This is a genomic window from Nocardia veterana NBRC 100344, from assembly GCF_000308855.1.
Classification (GTDB): Bacteria; Actinomycetota; Actinomycetes; order Mycobacteriales; family Mycobacteriaceae; genus Nocardia; species Nocardia veterana.
Genome location: NZ_BAGM01000004.1, coordinates 98,095 through 119,006 on the forward strand (window position 1 = coordinate 98,095; position 20,912 = coordinate 119,006).

The 20,912-nt window shown below is 67.2% G+C and carries 11 protein-coding genes; 10 read left to right on the top strand and 1 reads right to left on the bottom strand.

Going from position 1 to position 20,912, the window contains the following annotated elements; translation table 11 throughout:
- Positions 1–93 precede the first annotated feature (93 nt).
- The 10 genes from ON37_RS00530 (at position 94) to ON37_RS00575 (ending at position 17,290) form a co-directional block, all read left to right on the top strand.
- On the top strand, positions 94–1,188 hold the full coding sequence (locus ON37_RS00530; RefSeq protein ID WP_083892583.1) for an alpha/beta hydrolase: 1,095 nt from the start codon (positions 94–96) through the stop codon (positions 1,186–1,188).
- A 382-nt stretch (positions 1,189–1,570) separates the two neighbouring features.
- Complete coding sequence (locus tag ON37_RS00535) at positions 1,571–2,623, top strand: alpha/beta hydrolase (protein WP_083892585.1); 1,053 nt, start codon at positions 1,571–1,573, stop codon at positions 2,621–2,623.
- Between the two features lie 233 nt (positions 2,624–2,856).
- Positions 2,857–4,665, top strand: a complete 1,809-nt coding sequence (locus tag ON37_RS00540) for an alpha/beta hydrolase-fold protein (RefSeq protein WP_085997194.1) — start codon at positions 2,857–2,859, stop codon at positions 4,663–4,665.
- Between the two features lie 145 nt (positions 4,666–4,810).
- Positions 4,811–5,362 carry a DUF732 domain-containing protein gene (locus ON37_RS00545; RefSeq protein WP_168441213.1) on the top strand — a complete coding sequence of 184 codons (552 nt, stop codon included), beginning with the start codon at positions 4,811–4,813 and terminating at the stop codon, positions 5,360–5,362.
- A 68-nt stretch (positions 5,363–5,430) separates the two neighbouring features.
- Entirely contained in the window at positions 5,431–6,351 is a 921-nt protein-coding gene (locus tag ON37_RS00550; RefSeq protein WP_051031008.1) for a cutinase family protein, read from the top strand.
- A 138-nt stretch (positions 6,352–6,489) separates the two neighbouring features.
- Positions 6,490–7,524, top strand: a complete 1,035-nt coding sequence (locus ON37_RS00555; RefSeq protein ID WP_040715242.1) for an LLM class F420-dependent oxidoreductase — start codon at positions 6,490–6,492, stop codon at positions 7,522–7,524.
- Positions 7,525–7,767: 243 nt separating this feature from the next.
- Positions 7,768–9,690, top strand: coding sequence for a long-chain-fatty-acid--AMP ligase FadD32 (fadD32, locus tag ON37_RS00560; protein ID WP_040715244.1), 1,923 nt, complete (start codon positions 7,768–7,770; stop codon positions 9,688–9,690).
- A 255-nt stretch (positions 9,691–9,945) separates the two neighbouring features.
- Complete coding sequence (gene pks13 / locus ON37_RS00565; protein ID WP_083892587.1) at positions 9,946–15,324, top strand: polyketide synthase Pks13; 5,379 nt, start codon at positions 9,946–9,948, stop codon at positions 15,322–15,324.
- A complete protein-coding gene (locus tag ON37_RS00570; protein ID WP_040715245.1) occupies positions 15,321–16,865 on the top strand; it encodes an acyl-CoA carboxylase subunit beta in 1,545 nt (514 codons plus the stop codon). The genes pks13 and ON37_RS00570 overlap by 4 nt, the downstream gene beginning before the upstream one ends.
- Before the next feature lie 224 nt (positions 16,866–17,089).
- On the top strand, positions 17,090–17,290 hold the full coding sequence (locus ON37_RS00575) for a DUF5988 family protein (protein ID WP_040715246.1): 201 nt from the start codon (positions 17,090–17,092) through the stop codon (positions 17,288–17,290).
- A 177-nt stretch (positions 17,291–17,467) separates the two neighbouring features.
- On the opposite strand, the gene ON37_RS00580 is transcribed toward ON37_RS00575, so the two are convergent.
- On the bottom strand, positions 17,468–20,839 hold the full coding sequence (locus tag ON37_RS00580; protein ID WP_083892589.1) for an arabinosyltransferase domain-containing protein: 3,372 nt from the start codon (positions 20,837–20,839) through the stop codon (positions 17,468–17,470).
- Positions 20,840–20,912 lie beyond the last annotated feature (73 nt).

The following is a 20,912-nucleotide window of genomic DNA, read 5'->3' on the forward strand; positions in this document are numbered from 1 at the left end:
CCGAAACGCTTTGTCGGGGTTGTCCGGAATGAGTGGCGGCCGCGCGGTGTGGGATCCGGTGCGGCCGTCGCTTCAGGTGAAAGGTCGAGTTCGATGCGATTTGCGCGCAGGAAGCCGTTGCTCGGAAGTAGGTCCGGTACCGGGCCCGGTTCGTGGCTCAGGCGCTCGGCGCTGGGTGTGGCATTGGCACTGTTGCTGCCGCTCGGAGTTTCGGTTGCCGGCAGCGGGGCGAGCGCCTCGGCCGCATTCGATCCGTCGGGCTTCGACTTCTGGGTGGATTCTCCGGTCATGGGCCCGGTCAAGTCCCGCATTTTCCGGGCCAAGGACGGCAACACCGACCGCGTCGTCTACGCCCTCGACGGGATGCGGGCCCCGCAGACCCTCAACGGCTGGGAGATCGAGACGAATGTCGCCCAGGTACTCACCGACTGGAATATCAATGTGGTGATGCCGGTCGGCGGCCAATCCAGTTTCTACGCGGACTGGAATGCGCCCAGCTCGTTCTTCGGCATCCCGCCGAGCAATTTCGGCGCCTTCAACAGCGGATCCGGTGCGACCGAGACATTCCTGGGCGGTCCGGGCAAGGACTATCGCTACGACTGGGAGACCTTCCTGACCGTCCAGCTGCGTAATGCCCTGCGGGATCGGCTCGGCTTCCGGGCCTCCCGCAACGGCGCGTTCGGATTGTCGATGGGCGGCAGCGCCGCGCTGACCCTGGCGGCGTATCACCCGGACCAGTTCAGCTTCGCCGGTTCCTTCTCCGGATATCTGAACATTTCCGCACCCGGTATGCGCGAGGCGATTCGGCTCGCGATGATCGACGCGGGCGGTTACAACGTCGATTCGATGGCGCCCCCGTGGGGCCCGCAGTGGCTGCGGATGGATCCGTTCGTCTTCGCCCCGCGTTTGATCGCCAACAACACCCGCCTGTGGATCGCGGCCGGTAGTGGGGTGCCCTCGCAGCAGGACCTGGGGTTGCCGCTGCCGGCCGCCGCCGACCACATCGTCCGCGGCGCTCCGCTGGAAGCGCTGGCATTGGCCAATACCCGGGCTTTCCAGGTGCGGATGATGACCCTCGGCGCGAGCAACATCGTGTATTCGTTCCCGAATGTCGGTGTGCACGACTGGTTCAACTGGCAGGACGAGGCCTACCGGATGATCCCCGACCTTTCGGCCAATATCGGCTGAACAGCACCCGTCCGCCGCCGTACGAAGAGGCAACCGCCCGCGAATCCGCAGGGGCAGTTGCCTCTTCGGCGTATCCGGCCGAATTTTCCCGGCCCAGTAGTTGATTCGTCATTTCGGACTGTGATTTCCCGGCGAACGCGATAGGGTCACTGCACGTTTACGAATGGTGCGCGGGCGGATTTCAGCCACCCGCAGGGGTCCGTGTTGCCAACCAATGGGCGGTCGAATATCGTCCAGCGAGCGCAAGTGCGACCGTTCGTAGCCGCGACGTCACTCGTATCGAAAGGTCGGGTTCGATATGGGTGCTGATCCCGCCGTCGTAGACGGTGGTGGTCGCGGCGCGGCGACAACAGCAGACAGCAGCAGAAAGAGAGCAGTATCCATGCGTTTCGGCAGGTCGGCCGCGCCGGTTTCGCATTCGGCGCTCGCGCCGGAAAGAGCCCCGCAGGGGCGGCGAGGTGCTCGGCGTAGTTGGCGCACACGACTTCTCGCTGTGGGTGCCGCGCTGGCGCTACCGGTCGCGGCGGGCATCATGGCCCCGTCCGCCATCGCCGCACCGATTCACGCGCCCGTGCACCGCACCCCCGCCGGTGGGTACGACGAACTGATGGTTCCGTCGAGCATGGGCCCGGTGAAGGTTCAGGTGCAGTGGGCGCGCAACGGCGGTAACGGCGCGCTGCTGTTGCTGGACGGTCTGCGGGCCCGCGACGACCGCAACGCCTGGTCGTTCGAGACCAACGCGCAGGAGATGTTCGGCAACGACAACGTCACCCTGGTGATGCCGGTGGGTGGCCAGTCCAGCTGGTACGCCGACTGGCAGGGGCCGAGCAACACCAACGGTCAGAAGTTCACCTACAAGTGGGAGACCTTCCTGACCAAGGAGCTCCCGGATTTCCTTTCCAACTACGGTGTTTCGCGGACCAACTACGCGGTGGCCGGCCTGTCGATGAGTGGTCCGGCGGCGCTGCGCCTGGCGGCGTTCCACCGCGATCAGTTCAAGTACGCGGCCTCCTTCTCCGGTCCGCTGAACTGGAACGCGCCGGGTATGCGCGAGGCGATTCGCGTGATGATGCTCGACGCCGGCCGCTTCAACGTCGACTCGATGGCCGCGCCGTGGAGCCCGCAGTGGCTGCGTTCGGACCCGGTGGTCTTCGCGCCGCAGCTGCGCGGCCTGCCGATGTTCATCTCGTCGGCCAGCGGTCTGCCGGGTGCCTACGACCACCCGAACTCCCCGGTCGGCCTGTTCAACACCGGTAACGCGATGGGCATCGAGCTGATCTCGATGGTCAGCACCCGCTCCTTCCAGGCGCGGCTGAACTCGCTGGGCATTCCGGCGGCCTACGACTTCCCGCCGACCGGTACCCACTCCTGGCACTACTGGCAGGACGAGCTGGCCAAGGCGCGTCCGGGCATCCTGTCCGCTCTGAACGCCTGATCACCGGCCATAACGCAACCGACATCGGCGCCGCGCAGATCTGATCTGCGCGGCGCCGGTTCGTTGCGGGACGGCCCTGCTTGCCTTGTGCGCTGCCATTTCTCAGGTTTGCTGTCCGCGCGTCCTACCGCCTCGAGCGGCCCGCGCGCGGTACAAACACTCCTGTGGCAGGTGTGGTTTCCGGTTTCCGGGGGACAGTTCGTCGCGGCCGCTGGGGGCGGCGGCGACTGACGATGCTGGCCGCGCTGGTGGTTGTGCCGTTGGCTTCCGGGATCGCCGTCGCACCCGCGCCCGTCACCGCACAACCCGCGGCCGTGCCGGCGCCCAGCGCCGCGACCGTGCAGAAGGTCGTGTGGCTGTCCGACCGCCGCGTCTCGCTGTGGGTGAATTCGCCGTCGATGGGCGCACCCGTGCAGGTGCAGCTGTTGCTGGCGCGGGACTGGAATGCCCGCCCGGACGCGCGATTCCCGTTGCTGTTCATGCTCGACGGGCTGCGGGCCCAGGACGACGAGAGCGGCTGGACCAAGGACGCCGGCGCCGTCGATTTCTACGCCGACAAGAACGTCACCGTGGTACTGCCGATCGGCGGCCAGTCGAGTTTCTACTCCGACTGGATGCAGCAGGACAACGGCAAGAACTACAAGTGGGAAACCTTCCTGACCAAGGAGCTGCCGCCGCTGCTGGAGAACCAGTGGCGGGCCACCGATGTCCGTGGGGTGGAAGGGCTTTCGATGGGCGGTACGGCCGCCATGTTCCTGGCCGGGCGCAACCCCGGCTGGGTGCGGTACGCGGCCTCGTATTCCGGCTTCCTGACCACGACCAGCGTCGGCATGCCGCAGGCCATCATGTTCGCGATGCGCGATGCCGGCGGATTCGATGCCAATGCCATGTGGGGCCCGCCCACCAATCCCGAATGGGCCGACCACGATCCGTATCAGCTCGCGCCCAAACTGAAGGGCATCAGCCTGTACGTCTCGGCCGGTAGCGGCACCACCGGCGCCTACGACAAACCGTCCGACATTCCGGGGATCAGCACCAATTACGCGGGTATGGGCCTCGAGATGCTGTCCCGGCTGACCAGCCAGAATTTCGTCGACAAGTTGAACAAGCTGTCGATCCCGGTGCAGGCCAATTACCGTCCCTCCGGCACCCATTCGTGGCCGTACTGGGATTTCGAGATGCGTCAGTCCTGGCCGCAGGCGGCCGCCGCGCTCGGGGTGGAGGCCGACAAGCCGGCATGCTCGGCCGGTGGCGCGATCGCCGCGGTGGCTCAGGTCGACAAATGGCTGGGCGACTGTGTGACCGGTGAATATCAGGTCACCAACGGGATCGCCCAGGACTTCAAGGGCGGCCGGGTGTTCTGGTCCCAGGCCACCGGCGCGCACGCGGTGGCGGGCATGATCGGCGGCACCTATCAGGCGACGGTCGGTCCGGGCGGCCCGCTCGGTCTGCCCACCGCCGCCGAGCAGGCCCTTCCGGACGGTCAGGGCCGCTTCCAGAGCTTCGAGGGCGGCTCGGTCTACTGGTCGCCGCAGACGGGCGCGCAGGTGGTGCGCGGGGCGATCCTGGCCGAATGGGGTCGCGAGGGCTTCGAACGCGGTCCGGCGGGCTATCCGGTCGGACCGGAAGCCAAGACGCCGGACAAGAACGGAATCGTGCAGGGCTTCCAGGGCGGCCCGATGTACTTCAGCGACAAGACCGGCGCCCATCGGGTGCAGGGCCTGATCCTCGGCAAGTACGCACAGCTGGGCTTCGAGAACAGCTGGCTCGGTTTCCCGGCCGCCGAGGAGCAGCCCACCAAGGATCTGGGCCGCTACAGCAAGTTCGAGGGCGGCAACATCTATTGGAGTCCGCTCTCCGGCGCCTGGGCGGTGCGCAACGGGCCGATCATGGACGCCTGGGGACAGCAGGGCTTCGAGAACGGGCGGCTCGGCTATCCGATCAGCGACGAGTTCCCGGTTCCCGGCGGGGTGCAGCAGAACTTCCAGACCGGATTCATCGTGGTCCGCGACGGCAAACCGCCGGAGGTCCACGGGGCATAGGCCGATAAATCACCTTTAAGCGGTTGGTGAGGGTTCCGGCCACGGGAGCCCGGTCCGCGCGGGTTGCCGTTAACCTGGAGCCCGACCTGCTAGGCCTTGTGAAAGAAGTTCTAGCCCTCTGCGAACTAGATCGAGGACACGATTCATGCTTCGGACCCGTCCGGTCGGAGAACGGTACGTCGCCGGTGGCAAGGTTGCCGGCATCGTGGTGGCCTTGGCCGCCACCGGTTTACTCGCCGCCTGTGGCGGTAACGATTCGACGGCGTCGAGCACGCCGACCCTGAAGCCTTCGACCACGACCGCCGCGGCGTCGTCGGCGCAGTCGGCCCCCGGTAGCGCGCAGCAGCCCGCCCCCGAACCCTCCACGGAGCAGGCGCCCGCGCCGACCAGCGTGAACGAGCGCCCGGAGCCGGCGCAGCCGAGTGCGGCCGACCATCCGCCGCTGTCGGACAAGGATCAGGCCTACCTGGACGAGCTGAAGAAGCGCGGGGTGACTCCCTCGAGCCCGGACATCGCCCTCACCGCCGCCAACTACGTCTGCCAGAGCAAGGCCAGCGGTGCCTCCGATCAGGAGGTCAAGACCTTCGTCAACGCGATGGCCGGCACCGATCCTGGCTTCGACCCGCAGAAGATGTCCGTCGAGCAGGCGGGTCAGATCTATATCGACGTCGCGACCCAGACCTACTGCAACAAGTGAACGCGCGACGACGTTCCGGATACGGCGGTCGCGGTCCCGGCCGCCGCCGTCGGCCGGGCTGTCTGCTGATGCTGCTGGGCGCGGTCCTGGTGGTGATCGTGGCTCTGGTGCTGTGGTTCGTGCTCGCGGGCCGGCTGCACGTGCCGAAGCCGATCCCGCCGAAACCCGGTAAGCCCAGCAGTCAGCCGGCGTCCTGCCCGGATGTGCAGTTACTGGCGATTCCCGGAACGTGGGAGTCGAACAGCAACGACGACCCGCACGATCCGACCGCCAATCCGGCGTCGTTGATGCTGCACGTCACCAACCCGGTGCGGCAGCAGTTCCCGGAGTCCCGCCTCGACGTGTACACCGTCCCGTACGTCGCGCAATTCTCCAACCCGATCGCGATCCCGCCGGACGGTCAGGCCTCCTACAACAACAGCCGTTCCGAGGGCACCCAGCGCGCGCTCGCCGAGCTCACCCAGATGTCCAAGGATTGCCCGTTGACCAATTATGTGATCGCCGGCTTCTCCCAGGGCGCGGTGATCGCCGGCGATATCGCGGCTCAAATCGGGGCCGGGCAGGGCCCGGTGGCGGCCGACCAGGTGCTCGGCGTGACCCTGATCGCCGACGGTCGCCGGGTGGCCGGTCCGGGACAGGCCGGCGAGATCGGGGTGGCACCGCCGGGAGTGGGTGCCGAGGTCGCGCTCAAGGGCCTGTCGGTTCCCGGGATCACGATGACCGGGCCACGCGCCGGATTCGGTGAGCTGGCCGGGCGCACGAATACGATCTGCGCCCCGGGTGATCTGATCTGCGATGCCCCGCCGCAGGCGCTGAATCCGCTGAACATCGTCCCGAGCCTGATGACCCTGGTCCACGCAGTGGGAAATCCGGTGCACAGCCTGTACAACACCTTCCAGGTGGACGACAACGGCACCACCGCCACCCAGTGGACGACGAATTGGGCCGAGGGGCTGATCAAGGATGCGCCGCACCCGCCGCACGGCTGACGGCCCACCCGGCGGCGGTCGTCGTGCTTCCCGAGGAAAAAGTAAACCCGAGGGTCACTCAGATTTTGGTGAAGGCTGTAAAGTGCAGCGATGATCGCGCCACAGCGCGCACATCCGCACAGCCAGGAGCAAAGGTTCATGACAGAAGCCGCCGCCGTCAGCGCGACCAGCGGTGCCGAAATGACAGCGCTGGGCGTTCCGGCGCGCGCGTTCCGATTCGCTGCTGCCGGTGAGGGGAATCAGCAGGAGGGCGGTGCGCGGAAATTCGTCAAACTCGCGCAGCAGGCCGAGGAATACGGCTACGACTCCTTCGCGATCCCCGATCATCTCGGACCGCAGGTCGGCCCGATCGCCGCGCTGGGCGCACTGGCCGTCGCCACCGAGCGCATCCGGATCGGAACCTCGGTGCTGGCCAACGGTTTCCGGCATCCGGTGGTGCTCGCGAAGGATGCGGCCACCATCGATGTGCTGTCGCGCGGCCGGCTGGAACTCGGCGTCGGCGCGGGCTGGATCAAGAGTGAATTCGAGGCCGCCGGCCTGCCCTACGAATCGCCGGGCGTGCGGTTGGAGAAGCTCGACGAGGCGCTGACCATTCTCGATGTGCTGCTGCGTGGGCAGGAATGCCATTTCGAGGGCAAGCACTACCAGGTGCGCGGCATCAAGGGCACCCCGCGGCCGCGGCAGGGTCCGCGTCCGCCGCTGGTGACCGGCGGCGGCGGACCGAAGATGTTGCGGCTGGCGGCCAAACACGCCGACATCATCTCGGTGGTCCCCCGCACCACCAAGGAGGGTAAGGGGCTGCTGTCGGGTATCACCCTCGAAAAGACCATCGAGAAGGTGAAGCTGATCAAGGAGGCCGCCGGGGACCGGTTCGCCGATATCGAACTGAACTGGACCATCACCGCCGTCGTGATCACCGACGATCGCGAGCGCACCGCCGAGATGGCGTTGGCGGCCCTTGACAAGGGACTGCATCCGGACCTCGAGGTCGACGTGCAGCTGTCGGTGGAAGACATCCTGAATTCGCCCTATGTGGCCATCGGCACATTCGAGGAGATCGCCGAGCAGATCCGTAACGTGCGGCGATTGACATCGATGTCCTATGTCGGAGTGTTTCCGACCCAGATGGATGCTTTCGCACCGGTGATCCCGCTGCTGCGAGAGGAGCCGTAGCGAGTCACCCACTGTGCACGCCGGGAAATCGTTCGGCTCGCTCCGGAGACCGCTCCGGGGCCTGCTCTGTAACATGTCCCTGGCTCGAGTACATCTAGCCGATAGGTGGTCCCCGCGCAGACCACCGGAAAAAGCTGCAGGCATGCTCTCGCACCACAGAGCGCCCGCGGGTGAAAGAGAGTCGGGGCCTCACAGGTAACAGCGGCCATGTCGCCGTGCTGCGTGTGCCTCGGAGGAGAAGGAATGACGGACGAGACTTTCGACGACTACCTGGACGAAACCGGGAACATCGCAATTCCCGAGGGCCGCACCCTGGTCGATTACGTCGAGAAGCACACCCGCAACGATGCGAACGATCTTGCGTATCGCTATATCGACTACTCCCGAGAGCGCGACGGGGAGTACCAGGACCTGACCTGGAAGGAATTCGGCGTCCGGCTGCGCGCGGTGGCCGCTCGCCTGCAACAGGTGACCGAACCGGGTGACCGGGTGGCGATTCTGGCGCCGCAGGGCCTGGACTATGTGATCTCCTTCTTCGCCGCCATCTACGCCGGAACCATCGCGGTGCCGCTGTTCGATCCGGACGAGCCGGGCCACACCGACCGTCTGCATGCGGTCCTGGGCGACTGCAAGCCGTCGGCGATCCTGACGGCGAGCTCCTCGGCGGCCGGCGTGCGGCAGTTCTTCCGGCCGCTGCCCGCCGCGCAGCGGCCCCGGATCATCGCCGTCGACGCGGTGCCGGACACCCTCGGTGAATCCTGGGTGCGGCCGGATCTGGCGGTCGACGACATCGCCTATCTGCAGTACACCTCGGGGTCCACCCGGACCCCGGCCGGCGTGGAGATCACCCACCGGGCGGTCGGCACCAACCTGCTGCAGATGGTCCACGCGATCAACCTGGACTGGAACTCGCGCGGTGTCACCTGGCTGCCGCTGTACCACGACATGGGTCTGCTGTGCGTGATCCTGCCGGCGATCGGCGGCAAGTACATCACCATCATGTCGCCGAGCGCGTTCGTGCGTCGCCCGAGCCGCTGGATCAAGGAGCTGGCCGCGGTCTCCGACGGCGCCGGCACCTTCGCGGCCGCGCCCAACTTCGCGTTCGAGCACGCCGCGGCGCGCGGTCTGCCGAAGAACGGCGAATCGCTGGATCTGTCGAACGTCATCGGTCTGATCAACGGCAGTGAGCCGGTGACCACGTCGTCGATGAAGAAGTTCAACGAGGCGTTCGCGCCCTACGGTCTGCCGAAGACCGCGATCAAGCCGTGCTACGGCATGGCCGAGGCGACCCTGTTCGTGTCCGCGACCCGGGCCGAGGACGAGGCCAAGGTCATCTACGTCGACCGCAACGAGCTCAACGCCGGCCGCGTGGTGAAGGTCGATCAGAGTGCGCCCAACGCGATCGCCCAGGTCAGCTGCGGCTATGTCGCGCTGTCGCAGTGGGCGGCGATCGTGGATCCGGAGTCGATCGACAGCGCCGAGGGGGCGCGCGAGCTGCCCGAGGGCCGGGTCGGTGAAATCTGGTTGCACGGCAACAACATCGGCATCGGGTACTGGGGTCGCGACGAGGAGACTCGCAAGACCTTCAAGAACCTGCTGACCAACCGGCTGGCCGAGGGTTCGCATGCGGCCGGTACCCCGGACGACGCCATCTGGCTGCGCACGGGTGACTACGGCGTCTACGTCGACGGCGAGCTGTACATCACCGGGCGCGTGAAGGACCTGGTGATCGTCGACGGGCGCAACCACTACCCGCAGGACCTGGAATTCTCCGCGCAGGAGGCCAGCAAGCTGCTGCGCCCGGGTTTCATCGCGGCGTTCTCGGTGCCCGCCAACCAGCTGCCCGCCGAGGTCTTCGCCGCCAACAGCCACTCCGGCCTGAAGTACGACGCCGACGACGCCTCCGAGCAGTTGGTGATCGTGGCCGAGCGCGGGCCGGGTGCGCACAAGGCCGATCCGCAGCCGATCGCCGATGCGGTGCGCGGGGCGTTGTCGCAGCGCCACGGTGTGACGGTGCGCGATGTGCTGCTGGTTCCGGCCGGGTCCATTCCGCGGACGTCCAGCGGCAAATTGGCCCGGCGCGCCTGCCGGGCCGCCTATCTGGAAGGCACGCTGCGCGGCGGCTATCAGCAGCAGGCCTTCCCCGACGCACCGGACGAAGAGTAGGCCGTGTTCCCGGTGACCCTCCACCGAGCCGGTTACGGGGCTTCTCGTCGCCCCGGCCGGCTCGCCGAGCACTGCATGGTGTCCGGACGATTCGTCCGTTGGCGCGCTGCGCAGCAGGTCGGCAGCGGTGGTGGCGTCGCCGGGACGTCCGGTCTTTTCCGGGTTGTCCACAACCCGCTACTTATCCACATGACGGCGAACCGGCTGTCAATCCCCGCCCGCGCAACATTCGCACCCAGGTAGCTTGAGGAATTGATGGCTGACAACGAGGGCACCCAGACGACCGAAACCACCGGCGCCGAGACCGAGCTCGCGGCGGGCGCACAGGTCGAGCAGCAGACCGCTGCGTCCGACACGGGCGCGGCCGAATCCGGTGGTGCGGGGAAATCCGGCACCACCGATATGTCGGTAGCCGAGTTGCGCGAGTGGTTGCAGCGCTGGGTGGCCGACGCCACCGGCCAGCCGATCGAGCAGATCACCGTGGACCGGCCGATGGAGGAATTCGGCCTGGCCTCCCGCGATGCGATCGCCCTGGGCGGCGATATCGAAGAACTCACCGGCGTCATGCTGAACGCGACCATCGTGTATCAGCACCCGACCATCGCCTCGCTGGCCGAGCGGATCATCAACGGGGAGCCGGAAGCACCGGAGGAGACTGCGGACGACGCGTTCTACACCGCCGGATACCAGCCGGGCGCGGCGCACGATATCGCTATCGTCGGTCTGTCCACGCGACTGCCGGGTGCGGGGGATACGCCGGAGTCGACCTGGGAGTTCCTGATCAACCGCGGGGACGGCATTCGGGAGCTGCCCGAGGGGCGGTGGGCCGAGTTCATGGCCGACCCGGATGTGGCCGCCGCGGTCGAGAAGGGCAACACCCTCGGCGGCTACCTCGATCAAGATGTCATCAAGGGCTTCGACGCCGAATTCTTCGCCATGTCGCCGGTCGAAGTCGAGCGTGTCGATCCGCAGCAGCGGTTGATGATGGAACTGACGTGGGAAGCGTTGGAGCACGCGCGGATTCCGGCGAATACGCTCAAGGGCGAGTCGGTCGGTGTCTTCCTCGGTAGTTCGACCAACGACTTTCAGCTGGTTTCCGCTCTGGGGCTGGGGAAGTGGGATCCCGACGCGCCCGCATCGGCGGATGCCTACGCGCTGACCGGCGGTTCGTCCGCGATCATCGCGAACCGCATCTCCTACTTCTACGATTTCCGCGGCCCCTCGGCCGTGGTCGATACGGCCTGTTCGTCCACCCTGGTCGCCGTGCACGACGCCGTACGCGCACTGCGCAACGGCGATGCGGACCTGGCTCTCGCCGGTGGCGTGAATATGCTTCTGGCCCCGGCGATTACGCTCGGCTTCGATTCGGTCGGCGCGGTCGCGAAGGACGGACACATCAAGGCGTTCGCCGCCGATGCCGACGGTATGGTGCGGTCCGAAGGTGCGGGCATGGTCGTGCTCAAGCGGCTCACCGATGCCGAGCGCGACGGCGACCGCATCCTGGCCGTCATCAAGGGGACCGCGGTCAATTCCGACGGCCGCTCGAACGGACTGCTGGCGCCGAATCCGGACGCTCAAGCCGATGTGCTCCGGCGCGCGTACCGCGATGCCGGTATCGCGCCGTCCTCCGTCGACTACATCGAGGCGCACGGCACCGGAACGCTGCTGGGTGACCCGATCGAAGCCGACGCCCTGGGCCGGGTGATCGGCCGTGGTCGTGACGAGGACAAGCCCGCGCTGCTGGGTTCGGCGAAGACCAATTTCGGTCATCTGGAATCCGGCGCCGGTGCTGCCAGCCTTGCCAAGGTGATCATGGCGTTGCAGCACAACGTCATTCCGCCCAACATCAACTATTCCGGGCCGAACCCCTACATTCCGTTCGAGCAGGCGCATCTGAAGGTGGTCGACGAGCCCACCGAATTCCCGCGCTACAGCGGAACCGCCACCATCGGCGTGAGCGGATTCGGCTTCGGCGGCACCAATGCGCACGTGGTCATTCAGGAGTACGTGCCCGCCACCTCGGCCGACGCGGAAAGCGAAGCGGCCTCGGCTGATTCGTCGGATTCCGACTCCGCCACGCTCGCGGCCGAACTGGACGACGAGGCGACCGATGTACTCGCCGGCGCCGAGGCCATCGTCGAGGGCGCCGATCCGCTCGCCGAGCCGGAATCGGCCGCACCGGTCGCCGAATGGACCGAAGCGCGCACCGAGCCGCTCCCGGTGATCCTGCCGGTCTCCGCCTATCTGCCCTCGCGTCGCCGCCGCGCCGCGAGCGATCTGGCCGATTGGCTGGAATCCGAAGCGGGACAGGCGACTCCGCTCGAGGATGTGGCCCGTTCGCTGGCCAAGCGTAACCACGGCCGGTCGCGCGGCGTGGTGCTGGCGAAGACCCACGAGGAGGCCGTCGCCGGTCTGCGTGCCATCGCGGCCGGTAAACCCGGGCCCGGCGTCTTCACCGCCGACTCGCCCGCCGCTCAGGGCCCGATGTGGGTGCTCGCGGGATTCGGTTCCCATCACCGGAAGATGGGCAAGCAGCTCTATCTGGAGAATTCGATCTTCGCCCGCACCGTGGACGAGGTCGACGAGCTGGTCGTCGACGAGGCCGGATATTCGGTCAAGGAGATGATCCTCGACGACGCGCAGGACTGGGATGTGGGTACCTCCCAGGTGGGCGTGTTCACCATTCAGCTCGGTCTGGCTGCGCTGCTGCGCGCCCACGGCGCCGAGCCGTTCGGTGTGGTGGGGCATTCGCAGGGTGAGGCGGCCGCCGCCTACATCTCCGGCGGCCTGCCGCTCGAGGACGCGGTACGCGTGATCTGCGCCCGTTCGCGCCTGATGGGCGAGGGCGAGCAGATGATCACCGACGACCAGGTGCGCAATATGGCCCTGGTCGAATACAGCGCCGAAGATATCGAGAAGGTGCTCCCCGAGTACCCGGATCTCGAGGTCGCGGTGTACGCCGCCCCGACCAACACCGTGATCGGCGGCCCGCCCGATCAGGTGCACGCGATCGTGGCGCGCGCCGAATCGGAGGGCAAATTCGCCCGGGTGCTGCAGACCCGCGGCGCCGGCCACACCTCGCAGATGGATCCGCTGCTCGGCGAGCTGGCCGCGGAGCTGGCCGGTATCGAGCCGACCAAGCTCACCACCGATCTGTACTCGACCGTGCACAAGGCCACCGTCTACAAGGCGGGTTCGGACCCGGTGCACAACGAGGACTACTGGGTTACGAATATGCGCGGGTCGGTGTATTTCACCAACGCGATCCGCCGCGCGGTCGACGCCGGAATCACCACCTACCTGGAACTGGCGCCCAATTCCGTGGCGCTGATGCAGGTCATGGGCACTACCTTCGCCGCGGGCGTGCACAATGCCGCGCTGATTCCGACACTCAAGCGTAAAGAAGACGAGGCGGCGGGGGTCATCTCCGCGCTGGCGCAGCTGTACGTGCAGGGCCATCCGGTCGACCTGTCGTCGCTGCTGCCCGCCGGCGAGTACGCCGATGTGCCGCGAACCGCCTTCCTGCGCAAGGAATACTGGCCCAAGGTCAGCATCGCGACGGGTTCCGGCAGCGGACGCGCGCCCGGTGCGCATGTGGCGCTGCCCGACGGCCGCCACGCCTGGGAGGTGCAGGCGGCGTCCGTCACCGATCTCGCCGCCCTGGTGAATGCCGCTGCGGCACAGGTCCTGTCGGATGTGGCATTGGGTGCGACCGTCGCACACGCCCCGCTACCCGCCTCCGGCACCCTGACCACGACGCTCACCCCGCATCCGGGCGGCGCCTCGGTGCAGGTGCACGTCCGGGAGGGCAACGCGTTCCGGCTGCTGTTCGACGCGGTGGTGACCGCGAGCGCGCCGTCCGCCACCGGGACGGCACCCGCCGTCGCGCAGCCGGCGGCGGCCGAAACCGCGACCGCCGCAGCGGAACCGGAGGCGCCCGAGAGCTTCGGCGAACGCTGGGACCCCAACGGTAAGCAGACCGTCGAGGAACGTTTGGCCGTCATCGCCGCGGAATCCATGGGTTATGCCGTGGAGGATCTGCCGATGGAGATCCCGCTCATGGAGCTGGGGCTCGACTCGCTGATGGCGATGCGGATCAAGAACCGCGTCGAATACGAATTCGACATTCCGTCGCTGCAGGTCTCGGCGGTACGCGATGCCAGCCTCAACGAAGTCGGCAAGGTGCTGCGCTACGCCATCGAACATCGCGACGAGATCGCGGCGATGGCGGAAAAGCAAGCCGCCGAAGGCGGGTCGCTCACCGTGGACGACAACTTCGTCGCCGCCGCGCGTGCCGCGATGGAGGCCGGCGAGGATCCGGCCGCCGCGGTGCAGCAGCAGGTGGCGGCCACGGAACCGGCGACCGCCGATACGGCCGAGCCGGAGAACGCGAGCGGCGCCGCAGGTTCGGCGAGCAATGCCGTCGAGTCGGCGGACACGGCTGCCGATGCGAAGAACGGCTCCGTTCCCGCGCCGGCGGCCGCCGTATTCGGTGGCGGCCAGGTGGCCGGCACCAAGGAGCCGGAAGCCGATGTGCCGCCGCGTGATGCGGCCGAGCGGCTGACCTTCGCCGCCTGGGCGATGGTGACCGGCAAGTCGGCGGGCGGCATCTTCAACACCCTGCCGATTCTCGACGAGGACACCGCGCAGAAACTCGCGGCTCGCCTGTCGGATCGGGTGGGCAGCGAGATCGACGTGGATGACGTGCTCGACTGCGAGACCATCGAACAGCTGTCGGATATCGTTCGCCGGCACCAGGATTCGGCGACCGAGGTCGAGGGGTTCATCCGTCCGCTGCGGCCGCTGGCCGAGGGCTCGACCGAGATCCCGATCTTCGTCTTCCACCCCTCGGGTGGCAACACGCTGGTGTACGAGCCGCTGCTGAAGCGGCTGCCGGAGAACACCCCGATGTACGGCTTCGAGCGGATCGAAGGCTCCATCCCGGAGCGGGCCCGTGAGTACGCCGCCGAAATCCGCAAGATCTTCCCCTCCGGTCCGTACGTGCTGTACGGCTGGTCGCTCGGTGCCGTCTTCGCCCTGCAGGTCGGCCAGATCATGCGTGCCGAGGGCGATGACGTCCGGCTCGTCGGCCTGATCGATCTGGCACTGCCGGTCGAGGACGAGGACACCTCGCCGGAGGGCCGTCGCGCCCGGATCGAGCGTTTCCAGGCGTTCGCGCAGAAGACGTACGGAATCGAGGGGCAGCTCGACGACGAGATGCTGCAGGAACTCGCGGACGCCTCCGACGAGGAGCAATACGAGATCATCATGAGCCTGCTCAAGTTCGCCGACGTGAAGATCCCGGGCGGTGTGCTGGAGCATCAGCGCACCTCGTGGCTGGACGGTCGCGATCTGCAGAAGGCTCGACCGTCCCACTATGAGGGCGACGTGACGCTCTATCTGGCCGACCGCTACCACGACGGCATCATCGAACTCGAGCCTCGTTTCGCCGATCGTCAACCGAACGGCGGCTGGGATGGTTATATCCCCAACCTGGAGGTCATCCACATCCCCGGTGACCACCTCCAGATCATCGATGAACCGCGCGTCGCGCAGATCGGTGCCGACCTCACCCGGAAACTGGCGGCGATCCGCAATGAAGCAGACGATGCGCCCGGGAAGGGAGAGCAGTGAGTACGACCGCTGAAAGGCTTGCCGACCTGCGGAAGAAGCTGGAACTCGCGCAGGAACCAGCCGGTGAAGCGGGGGCCGCCAAGCGGGCCAAGAAGGGCATTCCGTCACCCCGCGAGCGGATCAACATGCTGCTGGACCCGGGCACGTTCGTCGAAATCGGCGCCCTGGTACGCAATCCGGCCGATAAGAACGCCCTCTACAGCGACGGCGTGGTGACCGGCCACGGGATGGTCGAGGGGCGCCCGGTAGCGGTGTTCTCGCACGACCAGACCGTCTACGGCGGTTCGGTCGGCGAGATGTTCGGCCGCAAGGTCGCCTCGATCATGCGGTTCGCCGCCAAGATGGGTTGCCCACTCGTCGGCATCAACGACTCCGGTGGCGCCCGCGTGCAGGAGGCGGTGACTTCGCTGCGCTGGTACGGCGAGATGGCGATCGCCATGGAGGCGCTGTCCGGCGCGGTGCCGATGGTGTCGCTGATTCTCGGCAACTGTGCCGCGGGCGCGGTGTATCAGCCGATCTGTACCGATGTCGTGATCGCCACCGAATCCGCGCACATGTTCGTCACCGGCCCGCAGATCATTCGCGAGGCCACCGGTGAGGATGTCAGCCTCGAGGAGCTGGGCGGCGCCTACAACCAGGCCGACTACGGCAACATCCACCACGTCGCCAAGGACGAGAAGGCGGCATTCGAGTGGGCGCGCGAATATCTGAGCTATCTGCCGTCGAGCTGCCAGGAGGAGCCGCCGATCGTCAACTCGGGTCTCGAACCCGAGATCACCGAATCGGATCTGGAGCTCAACTCCATCGTCCCGGATTCCGACAACGCCACCTACGACATGCACGAGGTGCTGCTGCGGATCTTCGACGACGGCAATTTCCACGAAATCGGATCCGATATGGCGCGCAACGTGATCACCGGTTTCGCCCGGGTCGACGGGCGCCCGGTCGGTGTGGTCGCCAACCAGCCGATGTATCTGGCGGGCGCGCTCGATGCCAAGGCCTCGGACAAGGCCTCGCATTTCGTGCGGCTGTGCGACGCGTTCGAACTGCCGCTGGTGCTGGTCGTGGACACCCCGGGCTTCATGCCCGGTGTGGAGCAGGAGAAGGTCGGCGTCATCAAGCGCGGTGGCCGCTTCCTGTTCTCCTTCGTCGAGGCCTCGGTGCCGAAGGTGACGGTCGTGGTCCGCAAGGCGTACGGCGGAGGCTGGGCGGTGATGGGGTCCAAGGCGCTCGGCGCGGATGTGTACTTCGCCTGGCCGACGGCCCGCATCGCGGTGATGGGCGCGGAGAGTGCGGTCGGCCTGGTCGGCCGGCGCCAGCTGGAGGCCGCGCCGGAGGATCAGCGCGAGGCGATCCGCAAGCAGATGATCGACTTCTACAACGCGACCGTCGCCACCCCGTGGCCGGCGGCGGAACGCGGCTACATCGACGCGGTCATCGAACCTGCCACGACCCGGCTGGAGTTGCGGCGGGCGCTGACTCTGCTGCGCGACAAGAAACTGCAGCGCAATCCGCGCAAGCACCACCTGCTGCCGCTGTAGGACAGCACCGCCCCGATCGACACCCGTCGGTCGGGGCGGCCGGCAGGCGCTTGCCCAGGACGCTTGCGTGCGGAAGAACGGGCCACACGGCGGCCGGCCACCTGTTCTCCGACCCCGAATCCGGGTGTTCGACGGGCAACGGTAACGCCTGGTTGAACGCCCGGTAGCGCGTGTCTTTCCTCGAATAGCCCGGGTGCCCGCCGCTCATATGAGAGCCTTCAGCTATGGGTACCTCACCGAAGGCTGTACTCGAGGGCGGTCCGCAAGACCTGCCACAACGCATCGTCCCCATCACCCCGCCCGGCATCGAATTACGAGTCCAGCACGCCGGTGGCTACGAACGCTTCAAATCGACCGCACGCCGCCAGGACACGTCGGAAGGCAACCTCCCCGTCTACGAATGGGTCGAGCACGTCGACACCTAGACACGGACGAAAGCCATGACCCGACGCGATACTCGGGCACCGGCCACGCCGACGCCGACACCCTGACCGGGATCGCGGGTCGGAACCACTACGAGTGACATTCGGTCGCACCATCGCGAATACGACAGCGGGCGGCGCACATTCGGTGCGCCGCCCGCCGTTCGTCTCGGGGCCGGATCAGAACACCCGCAGGCGCCCCGGACTCCAGAACCCGGAACGGGTCGCGGTCCCCGTATCGATCGTGGCGGGCCGGGCGTCGGAGTAGTACCGGTCGTAGCGCTCCAGCGTGCCCCAGTCGCGCGCCCAGTTGTCCTTCAGGTAGGTCGGAATCGTGGTGGAACCGGCCAACATCTGAGTGAAGCCGAGCGGCCCGCCGAACTCCTCCGCCTGCCAGGTGTCGGTCGAGCTCACCGCCAGCGGACGATCCGGCAGGATGCGGTAGTTCGGCATGGTCGCCACCCCGTAGCGGTGCGGGAACGGGTTCTGGCAGGGGAACTGCAGGCCCACCGCCCAGTCCTCGAGTACCGGCTGCTCGGATCCCAGGAACTTGTTGAGCGTCACCATCTTCGGCACCCGCGGCGGGGTGAACGCCAGCCATTGATCACCGATCAGGACGTTACGGTTCGCCGAGATCCGCACGGCATCCGCGTCCGGGGCGATCTCCGACAGCGGAATACGCAGATTGCGCCACGACGGCGCCGGACCGATATCGCGGGGAACGTAGCTGCCCTCGAATTTCACCGAACCGTCGGGCTGCCGCTTGCCGTAGTCGAGCTTCAGATCCTGGCCGTACTGCAGTGCGCCGGTCTGATCGAAGGACAGGATGCGCCCGGCCGCGGAGATGACCACCAGCGGCGAATCGGCGGACCGAGCGGGCAGTTCGTACCAGCTCGAGGTCAGGTGCGCGGGCTGCTGGATACCGCGCTGATAGCTACCCATCACCGGTGTCGTCTTCGGGTCGAGACCGTAGGGCAGTGCCACCGTGGAACCGTTGACACCGGCCTCGGCGGTCTGGCCACCCCCGGTGCCCGCGTTCTGGCCCTCGGCGAAGTTGGCGCCCACCGACTGGTTCGAGGTATTGCCGGTGCCCGGCTTGACCTCGACCGCATCGGCTTTCAGATCGGTCGGAACACCGTTGGGATCGAAACCGGTCGGGTCGGCGCCGGCCAGCGGATCGTTGTCCTTCGGCGGGTGCGCCGGGTCGATGATCGGATTCAACCGTCCGGCGTTCGGATCGGCCTCGACCAGCACATCGTCGGCGATTCCGCAGCGGTTGCCGTCGATCGCGTCGATGTTGCCGCGGGCGAGCGAATACGCCGGATACTGTGTGACCGCACCCTTGGCCAGCGACAACACCTCGAACAACACCATCGCCGCCGCGACGATCGTCAACGGGATGGCGGCGAATTTGCGAATCCGCCTGCCACGCGCGGATTTCGAGCTGGCCGGCGGTTTCGCGTAACCCTCGCGCAGCGCCTGCCAGGCCACCACCGCCAGGGCGAGACCGAACAGGACCAGCATCAGGGTGTTGGACTGGAAGCCGTGCAGCGACACCGTCTTGTCGAACCACGGCACGCCGTAGCTCGAGACGTACCAGTAGCCGTTGATGCCCGAGAACGACAGTGCCAGCGCGAACAGCAAGGCCGCCAGGAAGATGGAGCGGTTCTTGCGCGACCGCAGCGCCGTCGCAGAGACCGCCACCGCGGTCACTGCGGCGAGGGAACCGGCGATGCCCGCGTAGGCGCCGAAGTGGTGGGTCCACTTCGTCGGGTTGAACATCATGAAGAAGATCGTTCCGCAGACCACCCCGATCAACCGCCAGGTCGGACCGCTGGAGATGCCCGGAATCTGCTTGCGCCGCAACAACACCAGGGCGGTGGTGATCAGGCACAGGATCATCACGATGAAGGCGAACCGCCGTGAGACCGAACCGTCGACCGTCTGGACGAACAGGTAGTAGTAGCGCAGATAGTCCTCGTACCAGGCCAGGTTCGGGCCGGTGAGGCGGCGGACCCGGTTGGCCTCCTGAATTCCGGCGAAGGTCTGGTCGCTGTAGACGACCGTGAGGACCAGGAAGCCGGCGGCGGCGATCGGCGCCAGCAACGGTAGTGAGGAAACGAATCCCGAGGCACGCCAACCGTTTCCGGCGCGTTCCTGCAGATCACGTTTGCGCCGCACCACGATTCGGACCAGCGGCCGGATACCGGCCAGCAGCGCCGCCACGCACATCAGACCGGTCGGGGCGGCGGCGAGGGTGAACGCGGCGACCAGCACCGCGGCCGCGGCCGGCAGCAACCGCCCGGTCGCGATGGCGCGTTCGATGGAGACCCAGGTCAGCAGGGCGCCGAGCGCGACGATCGGTTCCGAGCGCAGCCCGTTGTCGTAGGGCAGCCAGAAGGCGAGGAAGACCAGCCCGCCGGTCCACAGCGCGACCTTCGAGGTCCGCACGCTGCGACCCAGTCGCGGCACCACTTCGCGGCTGATCACCATCCAGCACAGCATTCCGCACGCCAGCGCCGGGATGCGCACCCACGGGCTGGCGGTGGAGATCTGGGCGAAGACTTGGATGACGTCGTAGTACCAGCCGAACGGCGCCTCCGGGACGCCGTACCAGCGGAAGTAGTTGGCCAGATAGCCGGCGTGCGGCGCCACCCGGACCATGGTCAGGATGTAGCCGTCGTCGGAGGTGTTGGCGCCGATGAAATGCCACAGCAGCAGCGTGCCGAGCACCGCGCCGTCGGCCCAGGTCGGCTGGAGCCAGTGCGCCGGGAAGAAGCGGCGGTGCCCGCGGCCGTCACCGGTGTCCAGGCGCCCCAGGGCGGCGAGCGCGATCAGGGTGCACAGTACCGCGGCGAGCATCGCCACCAGCTTGATCACCGTCGGCGAGGACGAGAACCGAGAATCGATCGTCATGTGGAACGACAGTCCGGCCGGCGCCGCGCCTTTGAGGTCCGAGAAGACACCGACCACCTGCGGTCGCAGATCGCCCTGCAACGCGCCGTCCACCGGCACCGTGACCGTCTCGGTGCCGCCGGCGGCGGTCGGCCGCTCGACCTGCTTGGTCAGCCCCTCGAAGTGGGCGTAGGTGCGGTCGATATCGGAGGTGATGGTGATCGTCGTGCAGCCGTCGAGTTCGGACCGCTTGGCCGAGGCGACGATCGCGTTGCGATCCACCACATCGACGGAATCGCTGGTGACGCGCACGAACATGCCCTCGAGGGCGGCCCGATCGCCCTGCGGCGGCGCGGTGTTGAGCAGCATGCCGCCCTGCGGCAGCTGCGCCACGGTCGAACAGGGGATCGACGCCCGCAGATCCACCGGGACCTGCGACATCAGAGGCGCCTCGACATTGCCGATGGTCCCGCCCTGCGGCCAGTTCACCTCGGCGGTGGTCTGCTGCACCGGCAGGAACGGGGTGGCGAGCGCGAAAATCGCACCGAGCAGACCGGCGATCACGGCGATCAGCCGGGCGGTGCGGAAATCACGCGAGGTCACCGGTTTCTCGGTGACCGCCGGTTTTGTCAAGACAGCTGTTGCGGCGTCGGGCACGGATGGTGATGTTATCTGCCCACACTGAGAGTGACCGTGTTCACGGGACGGGTTCGGCCACCCGGATCGGCCG